Annotated in this window: 14 protein-coding genes; 5 read left to right on the top strand and 9 right to left on the bottom strand. The window is 71.5% G+C overall.

Going from position 1 to position 17558, the window contains the following annotated elements:
- Positions 1–52: 52 nt before the first annotated feature.
- From ABZW17_RS32765 to ABZW17_RS32790, 6 genes are all read right to left on the bottom strand, one after another.
- Positions 53–949 (bottom strand): TauD/TfdA family dioxygenase, encoded by an 897-nt coding sequence (locus ABZW17_RS32765; RefSeq protein WP_354822857.1) that lies wholly within the window; start codon positions 947–949, stop codon positions 53–55.
- The gene (locus tag ABZW17_RS32770; RefSeq protein WP_354822859.1) at positions 946–2259 is read right to left on the bottom strand and encodes an LLM class flavin-dependent oxidoreductase; all 1314 of its coding nucleotides are present in this window, start codon (positions 2257–2259) and stop codon (positions 946–948) included. Before ABZW17_RS32770 ends, ABZW17_RS32765 begins: the two co-directional genes overlap by 4 nt.
- Complete coding sequence (locus tag ABZW17_RS32775; protein ID WP_354822861.1) at positions 2256–3098, bottom strand: ABC transporter permease; 843 nt, start codon at positions 3096–3098, stop codon at positions 2256–2258. The genes ABZW17_RS32770 and ABZW17_RS32775 overlap by 4 nt, the downstream gene beginning before the upstream one ends.
- Entirely contained in the window at positions 3095–3868 is a 774-nt protein-coding gene (locus tag ABZW17_RS32780) for an ABC transporter ATP-binding protein (RefSeq protein ID WP_354822863.1), read from the bottom strand. The genes ABZW17_RS32775 and ABZW17_RS32780 overlap by 4 nt, the downstream gene beginning before the upstream one ends.
- On the bottom strand, positions 3865–4881 hold the full coding sequence (locus tag ABZW17_RS32785; RefSeq protein ID WP_354822865.1) for an ABC transporter substrate-binding protein: 1017 nt from the start codon (positions 4879–4881) through the stop codon (positions 3865–3867). Before ABZW17_RS32785 ends, ABZW17_RS32780 begins: the two co-directional genes overlap by 4 nt.
- Positions 4882–4979: 98 nt before the next feature.
- Positions 4980–6212, bottom strand: coding sequence for an ROK family transcriptional regulator (locus ABZW17_RS32790; protein ID WP_354823033.1), 1233 nt, complete (start codon positions 6210–6212; stop codon positions 4980–4982).
- Positions 6213–6301: 89 nt separating this feature from the next.
- Here ABZW17_RS32790 and ABZW17_RS32795 point away from each other — a divergent pair, with 89 nt between their 5' ends.
- Together ABZW17_RS32795 and ABZW17_RS32800 are read left to right on the top strand one after the other, a co-directional pair.
- On the top strand, positions 6302–6637 hold the full coding sequence (locus ABZW17_RS32795) for a metalloregulator ArsR/SmtB family transcription factor (RefSeq protein ID WP_354822867.1): 336 nt from the start codon (positions 6302–6304) through the stop codon (positions 6635–6637).
- A gap of 1 nt (position 6638) precedes the next feature.
- Positions 6639–7118 carry an SRPBCC domain-containing protein gene (locus ABZW17_RS32800; RefSeq protein WP_354822869.1) on the top strand — a complete coding sequence of 160 codons (480 nt, stop codon included), beginning with the start codon at positions 6639–6641 and terminating at the stop codon, positions 7116–7118.
- Here ABZW17_RS32800 and ABZW17_RS32805 read toward each other — a convergent pair.
- Complete coding sequence (locus ABZW17_RS32805; RefSeq protein ID WP_354822871.1) at positions 7087–8055, bottom strand: transcriptional regulator; 969 nt, start codon at positions 8053–8055, stop codon at positions 7087–7089. The two genes, ABZW17_RS32800 and ABZW17_RS32805, sit on opposite strands and share 32 nt — an antisense overlap.
- A 62-nt stretch (positions 8056–8117) precedes the next feature.
- Between ABZW17_RS32805 and ABZW17_RS32810 the strand changes: the two genes are divergently transcribed.
- The 3 genes from ABZW17_RS32810 (at position 8118) to ABZW17_RS32820 (ending at position 13543) form a co-directional block, all read left to right on the top strand.
- A complete protein-coding gene (locus ABZW17_RS32810) occupies positions 8118–9251 on the top strand; it encodes an epoxide hydrolase family protein (RefSeq protein WP_354822873.1) in 1134 nt (377 codons plus the stop codon).
- A gap of 66 nt (positions 9252–9317) precedes the next feature.
- A complete protein-coding gene (locus ABZW17_RS32815) occupies positions 9318–11840 on the top strand; it encodes a BTAD domain-containing putative transcriptional regulator (protein ID WP_354822875.1) in 2523 nt (840 codons plus the stop codon).
- Positions 11841–12346: 506 nt separating this feature from the next.
- Positions 12347–13543 carry an FAD-dependent monooxygenase gene (locus ABZW17_RS32820; RefSeq protein ID WP_354822877.1) on the top strand — a complete coding sequence of 399 codons (1197 nt, stop codon included), beginning with the start codon at positions 12347–12349 and terminating at the stop codon, positions 13541–13543.
- On the opposite strand, the gene ABZW17_RS32825 is transcribed toward ABZW17_RS32820, so the two are convergent.
- Positions 13525–16881, bottom strand: a complete 3357-nt coding sequence (locus tag ABZW17_RS32825; protein WP_354822879.1) for a tetratricopeptide repeat protein — start codon at positions 16879–16881, stop codon at positions 13525–13527. The genes ABZW17_RS32820 and ABZW17_RS32825 overlap by 19 nt on opposite strands.
- Before the next feature lie 56 nt (positions 16882–16937).
- Positions 16938–17261 (bottom strand): DUF3140 domain-containing protein, encoded by a 324-nt coding sequence (locus ABZW17_RS32830; RefSeq protein WP_354823035.1) that lies wholly within the window; start codon positions 17259–17261, stop codon positions 16938–16940.
- Positions 17262–17558 lie beyond the last annotated feature (297 nt).

Raw genomic sequence — 17558 nt, forward strand, 5'->3', positions numbered from 1 at the left:
CAGGTAGCTGAACTCGGTTCGTTAGAACACTGTTTCCCACTCACGACCGGCGCTAGGCCACGGAGGTGTAGTGCGAGGCGTCCCCTTCCAGCGACTCGCTCGGCCGCCCGTCGAGGCCCACCGGGACGTCGCCGGCCACCGTGACGCGGTTGAGCCGCCGGGGCAGGCCGTCGTAGTTGTCGATCGCGTAGTGCTGGGTGATGCGGTTGTCGAACAGCACCAGCTGGTCCGGCTCCCACGTCACCCGCACGATGTTCTCCGGCCGGGTGACGTAGGACTGCAGCAGCCGCAGCAGGTCCCGCGACTCGGTCACCGACAGGCCTTCGATCCGCTGGGCGAACCCGCCGACGAACAGGCCGCGCTCGCCGGTCACCGGGTGCACCCGCACCACCGGGTGCACGGTCCGGTACTTCCGCGAGACGAACTGCGCCCGCCGCGCCTGCTCCTTGTCGTCGACGGTCTCCGGCGGCCGGACGTAGTCGTAGTCGTTGGTGTGCACCGCACGCAGCGTGTCGGCGAAGGCCCGCAGCGGCTCCGGCAGGTCGCGGTAGGCCGCGGCGGCGTTCGCGATCAGCGTCTCCCCGCCGTAGGGCGGCACGACCAGGCTCCGCAGCGTGCTGGCCTTCGGCGGGTTGAGGACGAAGGTGACGTCGGTGTGCCAGTGGTTGGCGCGGCCCTGCTCGCTGTCGACGGGCAGGATCGTCGGCGCGCCGTCGACGGCCGGGACCGTCGGGTGGGCCTTGGTCAGCTCGCCGAAGCGGGCCGCGAACCGCTGCTGGCCCTCGTCGTCGAGCCGGACGCCCCGGAACACCAGCGCCTTGTGCTCGTGCAGCGCGTCGGTCAGGAACGCGACCTGCGCCGCGTCGAGGTCCCCGGCGGGGTCGAAGCCGACGATCTCGGCGCCGATCCTCCCGGTCAGCTTGCGGACGTCGGTGCCGATGGTGGTCATGCGGGCTCCTTCACTCGGTTGCGGTTGACGGGCCGCGCGAGGCCGTAGTGCTCGCGCAGGGTGGTGCCGGAGTACTCGGTGCGGAACAGCCCGCGCCGCTGAAGCTCCGGGACGACGAGGTCGACGAAGTCGTCGAGCCCGCCGGGCAGGGTGGGCGGCATGACGTTGAAGCCGTCGGCGGCGCCGCCGCGGAACCACGCCTCCAGCTCGTCGGCGACCTGGACCGGCGTCCCGGCGAAGACGCGGTGCCCGCGCCCGCCGGCCAGCCGCTCGAGGAGCTGCCGGATGGTGAGGTCCTCGCGCCGGGCCAGGCCGACGACCAGGTCGAACCGGCTCTGGCCGCCTTCGGTGAAGCTGCCTACCTCGGGCAGCGGCCCGTCGAGGGCGTAGCCGGTGACGTCGTGGTCGAGCATCTTCGACAGCTGCCGCAGCCCGTAGTCCGGCGTGATCAGCGCGTTCAGCTCGGCCTCGCGTTCGCGGGCCTCGGCCTCGGTGCGGCCGAGGATCGGCGAGATGCCCGGCAGGATCTTGATTTCGTCCGGTGTGCGGCCGTACTTGGCGAGCCGGCCCTTGACGTCGTCGTAGAACGCCGTGCCTTCGGCGAACGTCTGTTGCGCGGTGAACACGGCCTCGGCGTGCCGGGCCGCGTACTCCTTGCCGGTCTCCGACGACCCGGCCTGCACGAGCAGCGGGTACCCCTGGGGCGGGCGTTCGATGTTGAGCGGTCCCTGCACCTGGAAGTGCGGGCCGTCGTGGGAGATCGCGCGGATCCGGCCGGTGTCGGCGTAGACCCCGCTCGGCCGGTCGACGACCGCGGCATCGTCGTCCCAGCTGTCCCACAGCTTCTTGACGACCTCGATGAACTCGTCCGCGCGCTCGTAGCGGGCGGCGTGCGAGGGCCGCTTGGCCAGGTTGAAGTTGCGGGCCTCGTCGATGCCCGCCGAGGTGACGATGTTCCAGCCCGCGCGACCGCCGGAGAGGTGGTCGAGCGAGGCGAACTTGCGGGCCAGGTGGTAGGGCTCGTTGTAGGTGGTGGACGCCGTCGCGATCAGTCCGATGTGGACCGTGGACGCGGCGAGCGCGGACAGCAGCGTCAGCGGCTCGAAGTGGCTGTGCGAGTTGTGCTTCACGTTGCCCCACAGGGCGACGCCGTCGGCGAGGAAGAGCGAGTCGAGCTTGCCGCGCTCGGCGGTGCGGGCGATGTCGGCGTAGTGCTGCAGCGTCCGCGCCCGGTGCGGGTCGGTCGAGGGGTGCCGCCACGCGGCTTCGTGGTGACCGTTCGGCATCACGAACGCGTTGAGGTGCATCATGGCTTCTCCTTGGGGCGCCAGGTGGAAAACCGCCGTTCGAGGACGACGAAGCCGGAGTTGACGAGGACTCCGAGCACCGAGACCGCGATGATCCCGGCGTACATCTGCTGGATCTGGAAGTTGACCTGGCTCGTGTTGATCAGGTAGCCGAGCCCGGCTTTGGCGCCGACCATCTCCGCGGCCACCAGCACCAGGATCGAGTAGGACGCCGCCATCCGGATGCCGGTGAACACCGTCGGGACGGCCGAGGGCAGGATCACCTTCCGGAACAGCCGCGGGCTCGACAGCCCGAGCGAGCGGGCCGCCTTGACCAGCAGCGGGTCGACGGTGTTGACGCCGGCGATCGTGTTGAGCAGCACCGGCCACACGCAGGCGTACACCACGAGGCTGACCTTCGACAGCTCGCCGATGCCCAGCAGCAGCGTGAACACCGGCAGCAGCGCCAGCGCGGCGGTGTTGCGGGCGAGTTCCAGCAATGGCTGCAGGAACCGCGCCACCGGCCGGTACCAGCCGATCAGCAGCCCGAGCGGCACCGCGACCGCGACGGCGATCGCGAACCCGGCGGCGGACCGGCCCACGCTCGCCAAGAGGTGGTCGGCGAGTTCGCCGTCGAGGGCCAAGTCCCACAGGGCCTGCAGGTCCTCCGACAGCGGCGGCAGGAACGTCCGCGTGCCCTCGTCCAGGACGAACCGGGGGACGAGCTCCCACAGCAGCACGAACAGGACGACCGCGGCGGACGCGTGCACCGCGCGGGTGAGCTGCTTCCGGAACCGGCGCGGCTTCGGGGGCGGGTCGGTGAGTCTGGTGTGGACGGTGGGCGCTTCGAGGGTGGTGGTCATCGGGCCGCGCTCCGTTCGTGTTCGGCCGCCTTGCGGACCTCGTCGTGCAGCAGTTCCCAGAGCCGGTGGCGCTGCCGCCCGAACTCCGGACCGGAGCGCACGTCCCCGGTGCGGTCGCCGAGGTCGACGTCGACGACGGCCTTGAGCCGCCCGGGCCGTGAGGTCAGCACCGCCACCTGCTGTCCCAGGTAGACGGCCTCGTCGATGCCGTGGGTGATGAACACGATCGTCTTGCCGGTGCGGCGCCAGATCCGCAGCAGTTCCTCCTGCAGCTGCTCGCGGGTCTGCGCGTCCAGGGCGGCGAACGGCTCGTCCATCAGCAGCACGGCCGGGTCGTAGGCGAGGCTGCGGGCGATCGCGACGCGCTGCTTCATCCCGCCGGACAGCTCGTGCGGGTAGCGGTCCTCGAAGCCGGACAGCCCGACCAGGGCGAGGTATTCCCGCGCTCGCTCGGCCCGCTGCCGCTTCCCGAGCGGCCCGCCTTCGAGGCCGAACTCGACGTTGGTGCGGGCCGTGCGCCACGGGAACAGCGCGTACTGCTGGAAGACGACCCCGCGGTCGAGGCCCGGGCCGCGGACCGGTTCGCCGTCGATGAGGATCTCGCCGGACGTCGGCGTGGTCAGCCCGCCCAGCAGGTCGAGCAGCGTCGACTTGCCCGAGCCGCTCGGGCCGACCAGGGACAGGAACGTGCCGTCGGCGATGTCGAGCGAGACGTCGTCGAGGGCGGTCAGGGCGCCGAAGGTCTTGGTCACCGAGCGGATGCCGATCACCGGGTCACCGCCGGGGCGCCGTCGCGGTAGGGGTTGAACTCGTTGGTGTAGAGCTTCGCGGTGTCGATCTTGTCGTGCTTGAGGTAGCCCTCCTGCTTCAGCCAGGGCTCCCACCGGGTGTAGTCCGCGTCGGAGATCAGGCCGCCGCGGGTGATGCCGACGCTCTTCCAGTACTTGAGCGTGTCGGTGTTTTCGTTGCGGCCACGGGCTTTGATGATCTTCGTGAAGCGGGCGATCACCTCGTCGCGCGGAGTCGTGCGCTCCCATTCGATCGCCCGCGCCACGGCGGAGACGAAGATCTTCGCGGTCTCCGGGTACTTCTTGATGAAGTCGGTGCGCAGCACGTACGGGCCGCCGTTGTAGGGGCCGAACGCGCCGACGTCGGTGAACAGCGGGCGGACGCCGCCGGCGGCCAGGGCGTGGTCCTGCAGGATGCCCTGCAGCGCGGCGACGTCGAGCTGGCCGTTGCGCAGCGCCTGTTCCGCGTTCACCGGCGGGATGACGACGAGCTGCACCTGCTTGGTTTCGTCGTCGGACAGGCCCTGTCCCTTGAGCCAGGTGTCGAGCGCGGCTTCGAGGTTCGCCCCGGCGGTGTTGACGCCGACCTTCTTGCCGATCAGGTCGCGGGCGGTCCGGATCGGACTGTCCTCTTCGGTGTAGAAGCCGATGAAGGCCCTGTCGTCGGAGCCGTAGTAGTTGACGACCGCCTTGACCGGCGCCCCGGCTTCGACGAGCTTGACGACCGCGCCGGTGAAGGCGCCGCCGAAGTCGGTCTGGTCGGTGGCCGCGGACTGGATGTCCTGCGGTCCGCTGATCGTGTTGCCGACCCACTTGAGCTTGACCGGGCCGAAGTAGCCCAGGTCTTCGGCGAGTTCGGGCAAGGTGACGGCGTTGGCGCTGCCCTGGTAGCGCAGTTCCAGCTTCTCGGGTTGGCCGGGCGCACCGGTGGCCGTCGCCGAAGCGCAGCCGGCCAGCAGCAGGGCGGCGGCGAACAGGGGCAGGGTTTTCTTCACGGTTTCGTCCGTTCCGGGAGTCGGTGGGGATACCGCAATTGTCGGCGGCGCCCGGACGGACGGTCAATTTTGCGAGTTCGTGAAATAACTCCGCCGGTTCACGCGCTGCTTGGTGACGAAGCGTGCGGCCACCGGGTCAGAAGGGGACCGAGCGGGTCTTCGTAGAGCACGTCCAGGAGGACCGCGCCCCCGGCGGTGGCCAGCTCGGTGCCCGGGAAGCTCGTGCCCACAACGGTTTCCGCCGGATCCGGGCAGCGGGACCGGTCGCGGACCTCGTCCCGGATGATGGGAAGGCAGCTCGGTACGTGGGCTACACTCCGGTCGACCACCACGAGCACGGCGGGGTTGAGCACGTCGAGGAGAAGGGCGGCCGCCTGGCCGATGAGCTGCGCGCGGTCGTGGAACATCGCCACGGCCGCGGAATCGCCGGACGCGGCGAGCGCGAGCAATTCCGGGAAATCCGGACGCGCGATCATTCCGGTTTCGGCGGCTTTGCGCGCGAGCGTTCCTTCGGAAACGGCCGCTTCGAGACAGCCGCGGCGCCCGCACCGGCACGGCTCGCTGCTGCCGTCGACCCGCAGGTGCGCGACGGCGCCCGCGGCCGAGCGCGGCCCGTGGTGCACCTGGGTGCCGGTGGCGAAGGCGGCGTCGACGACGTGGCCGGTGAACAGCTGCACGACGCTGTCCCGGGCGCGCGGGTGCCCGAAGAGCCGTTCGGCGTGCACCAGGGCCCGCGCGTGCCCGTCGACCTCGACCGCCAGCCCGGTGCTGCCGGCCAGGAGGTCGCGGACCGGGACGTCGTGCCAGCCGAGCAGCGGGTGTTCGACGACGGTGCCGGACGCCCGGTCGACCCAGCCGCCGGTGGCGACGCCGAGCCCGAGCGGCTCGCGGTCCGGGGCGTGCCCGAGCAGCAGGTCGTCGAAGATCTCGGCGGCCCGCGCGAGCAGGTCTTCGGCGGCCAGCCCGTCGTGCGGTTCTTCGTGCTGCACCAGCACGTTCCCGCGCAGGTCGAGCAGCGCGACGGTGGCGTGGTGCACGGCCACGTGCAGCGCGCCGGCGACGTGCCGCCCGGTGTCGAGGTCCACCGGCACGTGCGGCCGCCCGACGCTCTTGCGTGCTTCGGTTTCCGGGAGTTCGCGCAGCAGCCCCAGCTTGGCCAGCTCGGCGGTGTGCCCGGTGACGGCGGCCGCGGACAGCCCGGTGCGGCGCGCGATGGTGCTGCGCGCGATCGGTCCCCGGTCGAGGACGGCCCGCAGCACGGCGCTCGCGCTGGCGCTGCGCCGGGCGCCGCGCGCGTCCGTCCTCTGTGGACGTCCCGCCCGGCTGGTCATGGCCCGATCGTCGCAGATGGAGGGACGCCCGCCCAGCGTGTCCAGGATGCGGGCTTGACGCATACCCATATGGGCATATGATAACCCTCGTGGCACGAGCAGCGACGACAGCCGACACCTTCAACGCGGTCGCCGAACCCCGGCGGCGGGAGATCCTCGACGTCCTGATGGACGGCGAGCGGTCGGTCGGCGACCTCGTCGACCTGCTCGGCCTCGCCCAGCCACAGGTGTCGAAACACCTGCGCGTGCTGCGCGAGGTGGGCGCGGTCGACGTGCGCGGCGACGGCCGCCAGCGGCTCTACCGGCTCAACGGCGCCGCGCTCAAGCCCATCCACGACTGGGTCAGGCGCTACGAACGGACGTGGGCGGCGCGGTTCGCCCTGATGGACGACGTCCTCGAAGAACTCAAGGAACAGGAGCACTGACGTGGAGATCACCACCCCGGCCGACGACCGGATCCTCATCACGCACGAGTTCGACGCACCGAAGCACCTGGTCTACCGCGTGTGGACCACCCCGGAGCTGGTGAGCCGCTGGTGGAGCGGGCACCGCGGGACCACCACCGAGGTGCAGCTGGACCTGCGGCCCGGCGGCCGCTGGCGGTACGTGCTGAAGACCGGCGACGGCGTCGAGGTCGGCTTCCACGGCGAGTACCGCGAGATCGTGCCGGACGAGCGGCTCGTCTACACCGAGGTGTTCGAAATGCCCGGCGTCGACCCGGACGACGTGGACGGCCCGCTCACCACCGCCACCTTCACCGCCCTCGACGGCGACCGCACGCGCCTGGAACTGCTGACCGAAACCGGCAGCAGGGAACTGCGGGACACGATCCTGCAGTCCGGCATGGAGGTCGGGGTCGCGGAACAGATGGTGATCATCCAGGAGCTGGCGGACTCCCTGCGTTAGCCGCGCGCAGGAACCGCTCGCCGACCGCCGCCAGTGCTTCGGCGAGTTCCGGCGCGTCGAGCACCTCGAAGTCCACTTCGAGCAGACCCAGGTACAGCGCGAGCATCGGCGCGTGGTCCGACCCGACCTCGGCGACGCAGCGGCCGGGGCCCTCGGGTGTCACGTCGACCGCGATCGGCAGCCGGGCGCGGACGTGCTCGACCGGCGCGTGCAGCCGCACCCGGGCGTGGAACCGCCAGGTCGCCGCGCCCGCGCTGCGCTGGACGAACTGCACGACGTCGCCTTCCGGGGGCTCCCGCGGCGCGAACCGTGGGCCGTTCGGCACTTTCGGCGTCATCCGGTCGACGCGGAAGGTGCGCCAGTCGCCGCGGGCGGTGTCCCAGGCGACCAGGTACCAGCGCCGTCCCCAGCTGACCAGCCGGTGCGGCTCGACGTCGCGGCGGCTCGGCGTCCGCTGGTGGCTCGTGTAGTCGAAACGCAGCCGCTCGCTCGCGCGGATGGCCGCGGCGACGGCGGTCAGCACGTCGGCGTCGACGGCCGGGCCGGCACCGGGCACCGTGACCGTGGCAGTCTGCAGCGCCCGCACCCGGTGCCGCAGCCGCGACGGCAGCACCTGCTCCAGTTTGGCCAGCGCGCGCACTGACGTCTCGCCGATGCCGGCGACGCCCGCCGCCGTCCGCAGGCCGACCGCGACGGCCACGGCTTCGTCGTCGTCCAGCAGCAGCGGCGGCAGCTGCGCGCCCGCGCCCAGCCGGTAGCCGCCCTGGACACCGGGGGCGGCCTCGACCGGGTAGCCGAGTTCCCGCAGCTTGCCGACGTCGGTGCGCACGGTGCGCGCGGAGACGCCGAGCCGGCCGGCCAGGTCGGCGCCCGTCCAGTCGCGCCGCGTCTCGAGCAGCGCCAGCAGCCGCAGGAGGCGCGCGGAGGTCTGCAACATGCTTCGACGATCGCACGAATCGCGGAAGGAAGTCTTCCGCAATGGTTCCTACCGTGCTGCTCATGACGAACGAAATCCGCCCCTTCCGCATCGACGTCCCGCAGGCCGAACTGGACGACCTCCACCGGCGCCTGGCCGCCGCCCGGTTCGCCGGCGCCGTGCCCGGCGACAAGCCGGACTGGTCCCGCGGCATCCCCACCTCCGAGGTCCGGGCCCTGGTCGAGTACTGGCGCGACGGCTACGACTGGCGGGCCCAGGAAGCGGTGCTCAACGCGGTCCCGCAGTTCACGACCGTGATCGACGGCCAGACCATCCACTTCCTGCACGTCCGCTCGACCCGGGCCGACGCGGTGCCGCTGCTGCTCACCCACGGCTACCCGGGCTCGGTCGCCGAATTCCTCGACGTCATCGGCCCGCTGACCGAGCCGGGCCCGGACGCGTTCCACGTCGTCGTCCCGTCGGTGCCCGGCTTCGGGTTCTCGACGCCGTTGAGCGGCCCAGGCTGGGAGCTGGCCCGGACGGCGGACGCGTTCGCCGAGCTGATGACCCGGCTCGGCTACGACCGGTTCGCCGCGCAGGGCGGCGACCTCGGCGCGGGCGTCACCGGCCGGCTGGCGGCGGTGCACCCCGGCCGCGTCATCGGCACCCACGTCACCAGTGACCGCGGCACGATCGCGCTGGCCGGCGAGCAGCTGCCGCTGCCGGCGGGGCTGTCGGAGGCCGAACAGTCCGAACTGGACGCCGCACGCGAGGCGTGGAAGGCGGGGCGCGGCTACCTCGATCTCCAGTCGCACAAGCCGGAGACGATCGCGGCCGCGCTCACCGACTCCCCGGTCGGCCAGCTGGCCTGGATCGCGGAGAAGTTCGAGGCGTGGACCGGCCCGGACGGCATCGACCGCGACCGGCTGCTGACGAACGTGAGCCTCTACTGGTTCACCCGCAGCGGCGCGAGCGCGGCCCGGTTCCTGTACGAGGCCGCGCACTCGGCGCACGGCTGGCTGGCGCCGTCGGACGTCCCGGCGGGCTGGGCGGTGTTCGACGCCTCACCGGTGGTCCGGCGGATCATGGACCCGGAGGAGAAGATCGCCCACTGGTCGGAATTCGCCGAAGGCGGCCACTTCCCGGCGATGGAGGAGCCGGAGCTGCTCGTGGCCGACATCCGCACGTTCTTCCGCGGTCTGCGACGGCCGTCGTGAGTGGCAAGGCGAGTTCTAACCCGCTTTGCCACTCACGACCGGGGTGCGTGCGCCAGAATCGGGACCGTGCAGTTCGCCATCCTCGGGCCGGTCGAAGCCCGCCGCCCCGACGGGACCCCGGTCGCCCTCGGCGGCCCGCAGCTGCGCGGGCTGCTCGCCCTGCTCGCGCTCGACGCCGGGCGGGTCGTCGGCGCCGAACGGCTCATCGACGGCCTGCACGGCGAGCACCCGCCCGAAGGGGCGGCCGAGGCCCTGCAGTCCCAGGTTTCGCGGCTGCGGCGGCGGCTGCGGGACGGCGGCGCGCCCGACGGCCTGGTCGAGTTCACCCCGGCCGGCTACCGGCTGGCCGTCGACCCCGCCGACGTCGACGTCCACCGGTTCGAACGGCTCACCGCGCAGGCGCGCGAGACCGCCGACCCGGCGCGGAAGCTCGACCTGTTCACCGAAGCCCTCGCGTTGTGGCGGGGACCGGCGCTCGACGGGCTCGCCGACCCGCCGCGCGCGGCCCGGCTGGCGGAACTGCGCCTGGCCGCGGCCGAAGACCGCGTCGAAGCCGGGCTCGCGCTCGGCCACCACGACCGGCTCGTCGCCGGCCTGCGGGAGCTAGCCCGCGAGCACCCGCTGCGCGAACGGCTCACCGCGCAGCTGGTGCGGGCCCTGCACGGCAGCGGCCAGTCCGCCGAAGCCCTGGCGGTGTTCGCCGAGATCCGCGCACGTCTCGCCGACGAACTCGGCACCGATCCCTCGGCCGAGCTCGCGGACGCGCACGCCGCGGCCCTCCGCGCCGCCCCCGCCCCGGCGCGCCGGCTCCCGGTGCCGCTCACCGCGTTCGTCGGCCGCGCCGAACTCGACCGGCTCACCACGGCCCTGCGCGACACCCGGCTCGTCACGCTCACCGGGCCGGGCGGCGCGGGCAAGACCCGGCTCGCCGTCGAAGCCGCGGCCCGGGCAGCGGGCGAGGTCTGCTTCGTCGAACTCGCGACGACCACCGACGTCCCGCGCGCGGTCCTTGCCGCGCTGGGCCTGCGGGAACAGGGCGTGCTGACGCCGGGCGCGGCCGCGGACCCGGCCGACCGCCTGGCCGCCGCGCTCGCCGACCGGCCGCTGCTGCTGGTCCTCGACAACTGCGAACACGTCGTCGCCGCGGCCGCCCGGCTGGTGCGGCGCCTGCTGGGGGAGTGCGCCGGCCTGCGGGTCCTGGCCACCAGCCGGGAGGCGCTGGGCCTGACCGGCGAGACGCTGGTGCCGGTCGGCGCCCTGTCCGCCGGCGCGGCGGAACGGCTGTTCGCCGACCGGGCCGCGGCCGTGGCCCCCGGCGAAGCACCCGACCCCGGCGCGGTGACCCGGATCTGCGCCGCCCTCGACGGCCTCCCGCTGGCCATCGAGCTCGCCGCCGCCCGCCTGCGGTCGCTGTCGGCGGCCGACGTCGCCGCCCGGCTCGGCGACCGGTTCGGCCTGCTTTCCCGCGGCGACCGGACCGCCGAACCACGGCACCGGACGTTGCGCGGCGTCGTCGAGTGGAGCTGGGACCTCCTGGACGCGGAGGAGCGGCTGCTGGCGGGCCGGTTCGCGGTGTTCGCCGGCGGTGCGCGGCCGGCCGCCGTCGAGCGCGTCTGCGATGTCCCCGACACCGTGCTCACCGGGCTGGTCGAGAAGTCCTTCGTCGTATTCGACGGCGGCCGGTACCGGATGCTGGAGACGATCCGCGCGTTCTCCGCTGAGCAGGGCGAAGCCCGGCCCGCGGCGCACGCGAAGTACTTCCTGGACTTCGCGGGCGCCCGCGAGCCGAAGCTGCGCGGCGCGGACCAGCTGACGGCTCTCGCGGAGCTGACCGCCGAACACGCCGACCTGCACGCGGCCCTGCGCTGGAGCGCCGCCGAGGCCCCGGAAACCGCGTTGCGGCTCGTCGCGGCGCTCTCCTGGTACTGGTGGCTGCGCGGTCTGCGCAGCGAGGCGACGCCGATCGCGGACGCCGTGCTCGCCGCCGTCGGGTCCGAACCGCCGCCGGGGCTGGCCGAGGAGTACGTCCTGTGCGCGATCCACGCGTCGGCCACCGACGTCGCGATCGAGCCGATCCGAGCAGCGGCTCGACGGCCCGCTGCGGTACCCGTACCTGTTCCTGCTGTGGGCGTTTTCCCCGCGCACCAAGGCGAAGGAGGGGGAGCGGCTGGCCGCGCTGATCGGCTCCGACGCGTGGTCCCGGGCCTTCGCGCGGATCGGGGACGGCCTCGGCGCGCAGTACGGCGGCCGGATCGCCGAAGCCGAGGCCCACTTTTCGGCGGCACTGGCGGCTTTCCGCGGCCTGGGCGACCGCTGGGGCGAGGCGAGCGCGCTGGAGAAGCTCGCCGAGTTCGCGGACTGGCGCGGCGACCACGCGCGGTTCCGCGCGCTGATGGACGAGTCCGTGCGGCTGGCCGGCGAGCTCGGCGCCACCGAAGACGCGGCCGACCTGCTCTGCCGCCGCGCCGACGGCGTGCTGCGCGCGGGCGACACCGAGGCGGCCCGGGCCGACTACGAAGCCGCCGCCGAGCAGGCGCGCGCCGCCGGCACGCCGTTGACGCTCGCCCGCGCCCGCGGCGGCCTGGGTGAACTCGCGCGGCGCGCGGGCGACCTGGCCGCGGCCCGGCGCTGGTACGCCGCGGCGCTGGGCCTGGCCGCCGACCCGGTGACCGGCGGCGAGACCCGGATCCGGCTGCACACCGGGGCCGGCTGGACGGCGGCCGCGGACGGCCGGCTCGACGAGGCGACCGGACTGCACCAGGAAGCGCTCGCCACGGCGATGGAGCACACGAACCTGCCGGGCGCGGCGCAGGCGATCGAGGGGCTGGCCGGGGTGCTCGCCGACCGCGAGGAGGACGAGCGGGCGGCGTTCCTCCTCGGCGTGGCCGTCGGGCTGCGCGGCGCACCCGTCGCCGGGGACGCCGACGTCGCCGGCGTGGTCGAGCGCGTCCGGGCGCGGATCGGCCTCGCCGCTTACGAGGAGGCGTTCGACCGGGGCCGGGAAACGCCGCCGGAGCAGGCCGTCGAGGAGGCCGGTCAGCGGCGGTTCGCGCTCGGTTCGTGAGCGGTCAGCGGCCGGCGGCAGGGTTCGGGGCATGGACATCCTGATCTCCGGCGCCAGCATCGCCGGCCCCGCCCTCGCCTGGTGGCTGAACCACCACGGCTTCCGCACCACCGTCGTCGAGCGCGCCCCGAGCCTGCGCGAAGGCGGCTACAAGGTCGACATCCGCGGCGTCGCGGTCGACGCCGTCCGCCGGATGGGCCTGCTGGAGCAGGTGCACGCGGCGAGCACGGACATGCGCGGCGCGGCGTTCGTGGACAAGCGCGGCAAGGAGCTGGCCACGCTCGACGCGGACACGTTCGGCTTCCGCCACGGCGACGACACGGAGATCCTGCGCGGCGACCTGGCCCGCATCCTGTACGACGCCACCCGTTCGACCACGGAGTACCTCTTCGGCGACTGGATCACCGGGCTCGACCAGCACCCGGACGGCGTCGAGGTGACCTTCGCCCACGGCGCCCCCCGCCGTTTCGACCTGGTGGTCGGCGCCGACGGCCTGCACTCCGGCGTCCGCGCGCTGGCGTTCGGCCCGGAGGAGGACCACCTGCGCCGGTTCGACGCCTACGTTTCGATCGCGACGGTCCCGAACACCTTCCGGCTGGACCGCTGGGAGCTCCTGCACTCGGCGGCCCCGGGCAAGATGGTGAACGTCTACAGCACGGCCCGGGCGGCCGACGCGAAGGCGGCGTTCTGGTTCACGGCCCCGCCGTTGGCGTATGACCGCCGGGACGTCGACGGCCAGAAGGCCCTGGTGGCGGACCGGTTCGCCGGCCTGGGCTGGGAGATCCCGGCACTGCTGGAAGCCATGCGCTCGGCGGACGACTTCTACTTCGACCCGGTGTGCCAGATCGCGATGGACAGCCTGTCGGAGGGCCGGGTAGTCCTCCTGGGCGACGCGGGCTACTGCGCGTCACCGGCCTCGGGCCAGGGAACGAGCCTGGCCTTGGCGGGCGCGTACGTCTTGGCGGGCGAGCTGGCTGCGGGTTTTGCAGGGGCGTTGGACCGGTACGAGACGGTGATGCGGCCGTTCATCGAGAAGAACCAGGCCCTGGCGAAGACGGCGTTGCGCGGCATCATCCCGCAGTCCCGGGCGTTCGCGTGGTTCAACACCCGGATGATCCGCCTGATGCCCCACCTCCCGGGCCGCAACCGCGTCCTGGAGCAGATGTCCCGCCCGATCCGCGAGGCGGCGAACGCGTTGGAGCTGAAGGATTACGCGCTCGCCAGCTGATCCCAGGCTTTCCGGAAGGCGATGACGAGCTCCCGGGCGCCGTGGGGATTGGCGCCGAGGTACCGCCGGGCGCGGGCCAGCGTCTCGAACCCGCCGGGACCCCGGACCGCACCGACGGCCATCCGCGGCTCGTCGAGCCGGTGGTCGAAGACGTCCAGCAGAACGGCCAGGTATTCGGCCATCACGGCGACATCGAGCCGGACGCCGTCGACGAAGCCGGACTCTTCGTCCCCGGCCCCGGTGGCGGCGATCCGCTCCGCGAAGCTGCGGAGGAGATCCCCGGTCAGCTCGTCGACGGGGTGTTCGTCGAGCACGGGTATGAGCGAGGCCCCCGCCCGCCGATCGGCCGACCGGCTCAGCCGATCCATGGCGGCCCGCGTGGTCCGCCCGAGCTGCCGGCGCACGAGTCGTGCGGCGACGTCGGCCAGTTCGAGCTTCTCCGACGGCTTGTGGTCGCTGATCGCTTCGCTGAGCCGGACCAGTTCCCGCGCGAGCCCACCGGAAATGACGTACGCGAGGGCGGCGAACTGTTCCGGCAGGTCGACCACGCGCCGGTTCAACAGGAGTTTCGCCTGGTCGAAAGTCAGGTAGTCGACGCGGACGATGGTGTCGAAGGCACTGTCGAAGACGGTCCGCATCCCCATGGCGGACAGTTCGAAGTCGGCGAGGGCGTCCTCGGAGACGGAGACGAGGAAGTAGCAGTTGGGCACGTTGAAGACGGCCTTGAGTTCGTTGAGGAACTGCTGCGCGCCCTCGCCGTCACTGATCCGGTCGAGTTCGTCGATCCCGATGAGCACTTTCCCGTCGAGGTTGCGCACGACCTCGGCGGCCAGGCCGAGGAAGGCGCGGAACCGGTCGACGAGCTGGGGGTGGTTGAGCGGGACGTCGTCCCGTTTGACGGAGGTCTTGCGTTTGAACCCGATCGTCGCACCGGACACCGGCGGTGCGCCGAAGGAAAGTTCCCCTTCGGTCGTGCGGCTTTGCAGGTAGCGGAGCTTGTTCCGTTCGCTCCTGGCCTGGTGGAGGAGTTCGGACGCGGTCAGGACGCCCCGGCCGGGACGGTGCTCGGCCCGGGTCTCGCGGAACAGGCGCAGAAGCACCGACTGCGATTCGCCCGCGGCCCGCGTCCCCCGGTTGTCGATCGCCGCGTCGTGGTCCGTCGCGTACGTCTCGACCTCGTCGCACAACCGGCCGAACAGGTGGGTGAGGAAGTCTTTGGACTGGTAGCCGACGGGAGCGTCGACCCGGACGGTCAGGTCCCTCCGCGCCTCCTGCGCGCCGGTGTCGCGCAGCAGCTGCCCGGCACACCACCGTTCGAGCAGGGTGGACTTACCGGCCCCTCGCGGGCCGGCGAGGGCGAAGCTGCCCTTGCTGCGCTGGCGAAGCAGCTGGCGCAGCTCGTTGGTGGCCGGGGTGTCGATGTCGACCACGGCTTCGGACACGATCTTGCTGGTCGACGGCAGTACGGTGTCGTAGGGAGACGAGAGCTCGCCACTCACCTCGGCCGCCAACGGCAGCAGGCCGGCGCCGTAGAGGTATTCCAGCCACTCGTCGAAGGCGCCCTGTGTGCGGGACTCGTTGATCCTGGTGTTTTCGCGCAGTATTTTTCCGAGCTGGTAAGCGACTGCGGCCATGATGCTCACAGTGGACCCGATAAGAATTCCCTGCGGTGTCCCGAACCAGTGGATACCCTGCCAGATTGCGGCTGGTGGCACGGAGAGTGCGAACACGAGATATATCATCTCTGATGCGCTCGTGGTTGATAGGCGAATGCGGATCGGGTGAAAATTATCGAGTAGGGCGATCCCGGCCAGAAGCACTGGGATGCCGGCGGTCAATGTCCAGTGCCAGCCATTGGTCAGTCCTGAACTTTGACCGATGAGCCAAACAAGCCAGGGCAACGCCACGATCCCTGTTGCGATGCTCGTTCCGCTCAGGAGGTGACCCAGCAATCGCCAGGATTCAGGAATTCGTCCGCGTCGCTCGGTGGTCCGGTACTTGTTCCGCGCGGACAGGTAGCGTTGCTCGTAGGAGAACGCCTGCTCGAGCACTGCGTTGCGATCCAGCTCGACGCGATCGCGAAGCCTTTCCGTGGCCGTCGGGCTCAGTTGCCACGTGCGAGCCACCTCGCCGATCAGGTGCCCCAGGACTTTTTCGGGGTGATCTTGCCCGGCCAGCCAGGGGTGATCGACCCTCGTGGTGATCGCGGAGAACTGGGGCATGCGCCACGGTGAGTCCAGCCAGCGTGAGGCATTGAAAGCTTCGGGATGCTGCGGGTACTGCCGGCTGAACGCCGCAAGAACCTCCCGCGCTTCCTCTCGCCGGTAGAGATCGATCAATGCACTGGCGAGCCGCAGGTTCTCCCGGAACATCCGTGGGTCCATCTCGAGCACATGCCGGTGCGCCGCGACGATCTTCGGCGGTGGGGCGTTCTCGGCAATGAGCACACGTGCGCGGCTCACGTTGAGCTGTGGGCTCAGTGGGTCCTTTTGGAGTGCGGAGTCGGACAGTTCCCTCGCAGTGGTGGTGTCTCCCAGCGCAAGCAAGCAGATTACCGATCCCAGCACGACTCTCGGCTGCAGGATATCGATCGAGATCAGTTCTTCGAACACGGCCAAAGCTGCTTCGAAGGCTTCGCGATCATCATTTTCCTCGCCCTGGTTTGCCAATAGCCAGGCATAGGTGGTCAGTACTCGGGGGTCATGGGGAAATCGTAATCCGAGAAGGTCTGCCGCCGCTCTGGCGGCAGAATGGTTCCGATCGACTCGTAGCACGTCGACGCGGACAATAGCTGCGCGGAAGTCGTCGGGATCGAGATCGAGAATTAGTTCGATCTCACTGATTGCGTCGGCGTATTGCCCACGCTCGACCAAGCACAGAGCCCGTTCCACCCGCACTGCCGATGACAGTTGCTGCGAGCGGTCCAACAGATTTTCGGCTTCGTCGAGCCGGCCCGACATACGCAGCGCCGTAGCCTGCCCGGCCATGGCTTCCGCGTTCGCTGGATCCAGCGCGGACGCGGAACGGAAGGCCTCCAGCGCTCGATCGGCGTCCCTCAGTGCGGATCCGCGATCGAGTACGGGAAAGAGGGGATCATCCGGCTGACCGAGCGCCACGATCCCGCGCGCAAGCTCGACATGCACCGACTCCGACACTGCGGAAAGCTTCGCCAGCTCGGCCCGGCCTTCATTCCACCGTCGAAGCAACCACAGCGCACGCACCCGCCCGGCGGCCGCGCGCGCCCCGCCCTTCGGCCCCAGTTCTTCGCAGGCAGCCAGGGCGGCAGCTCCGTCGAACCGGCCGAGTGCCGCGTCGAGGTCCGCGAACGCATCGCTCATGACGGTAGGTACTCGGCCGATGTGGACCTGTTACGCCACCCGGGGGAAGTTCAACCTCATGGAGCAAGCGGATCGTGCCCCCAGTTCATGAGCGAGTGCCGCCACGTCGTGTCCTCGACGTCGCCGGACGGTCGCTGCGCCAGGTGCCGGTGGACGTACCCGACCACCTTCCGCATGTGCGCCAGATCGTCCCCGCTCAGGTCGTCCTTTTTCTTCCGCAGGATCTCCACGATGTGCCGCCCGGACCTGTGCCCGATCGATTCGCTGTTCTTATGCTGCCCGGCCGCCTTCGACTCGTCGGTCTTCAACCAGTCGTCGAGCTGCTTGGCGGTCATGTTGACGCTGTCACCGAACTCGCGGCGGGTTTCTTCGTCGTCCATCCGGGACGGGTACCCGCGGTGGCCGCGCAGCACGCAGGTGAGCAGCGGAAGGGTGAACCCGCCCTCCGCGGTGTCCGGCCGGCCGGCGAGGAACGCCCGGATCCGGCCAAGCGTGTCCGCTCGTTCCCGCGGTGGCATGACCAGCACGCCCGCCCGGGTGGCCAGGGCCGCCACCAGGGAATCGGCGGTGCGGCGCTGCCCGTGCGGGAACTCGGCCCGCGCCAGCCCGGCCACCCAGCCGACCCGGTCGTCCACGACGTTCCACAGCCCGGCCAGCACACCGCCCGGCGCCAGGAC

Source organism: Amycolatopsis sp. NPDC004625 (assembly GCF_040609695.1).
Lineage (GTDB): Bacteria > Actinomycetota > Actinomycetes > Mycobacteriales > Pseudonocardiaceae > Amycolatopsis.

What these genes read in the sequence shown, in the direction of transcription:
- ABZW17_RS32770 (WP_354822859.1), bottom strand. Translation starts at nt 2,259, where the DNA reads ATGATGCACCTCAACGCGTTCGTGATGCCGAACGGTCACCACGAAGCC.
- ABZW17_RS32810 (WP_354822873.1), top strand. Translation starts at nt 8,118, where the DNA reads ATGACGAACGAAATCCGCCCCTTCCGCATCGACGTCCCGCAGGCCGAA.
- ABZW17_RS32820 (WP_354822877.1), top strand. Translation starts at nt 12,347, where the DNA reads ATGGACATCCTGATCTCCGGCGCCAGCATCGCCGGCCCCGCCCTCGCC.
- ABZW17_RS32830 (WP_354823035.1), bottom strand. Translation starts at nt 17,261, where the DNA reads ATGGACGACGAAGAAACCCGCCGCGAGTTCGGTGACAGCGTCAACATG.
- ABZW17_RS32765 (WP_354822857.1), bottom strand. Translation starts at nt 949, where the DNA reads ATGACCACCATCGGCACCGACGTCCGCAAGCTGACCGGGAGGATCGGC.
- ABZW17_RS32790 (WP_354823033.1), bottom strand. Translation starts at nt 6,212, where the DNA reads ATGACCAGCCGGGCGGGACGTCCACAGAGGACGGACGCGCGCGGCGCC.
- ABZW17_RS32805 (WP_354822871.1), bottom strand. Translation starts at nt 8,055, where the DNA reads ATGTTGCAGACCTCCGCGCGCCTCCTGCGGCTGCTGGCGCTGCTCGAG.
- ABZW17_RS32775 (WP_354822861.1), bottom strand. Translation starts at nt 3,098, where the DNA reads ATGACCACCACCCTCGAAGCGCCCACCGTCCACACCAGACTCACCGAC.
- ABZW17_RS32825 (WP_354822879.1), bottom strand. Translation starts at nt 16,881, where the DNA reads ATGAGCGATGCGTTCGCGGACCTCGACGCGGCACTCGGCCGGTTCGAC.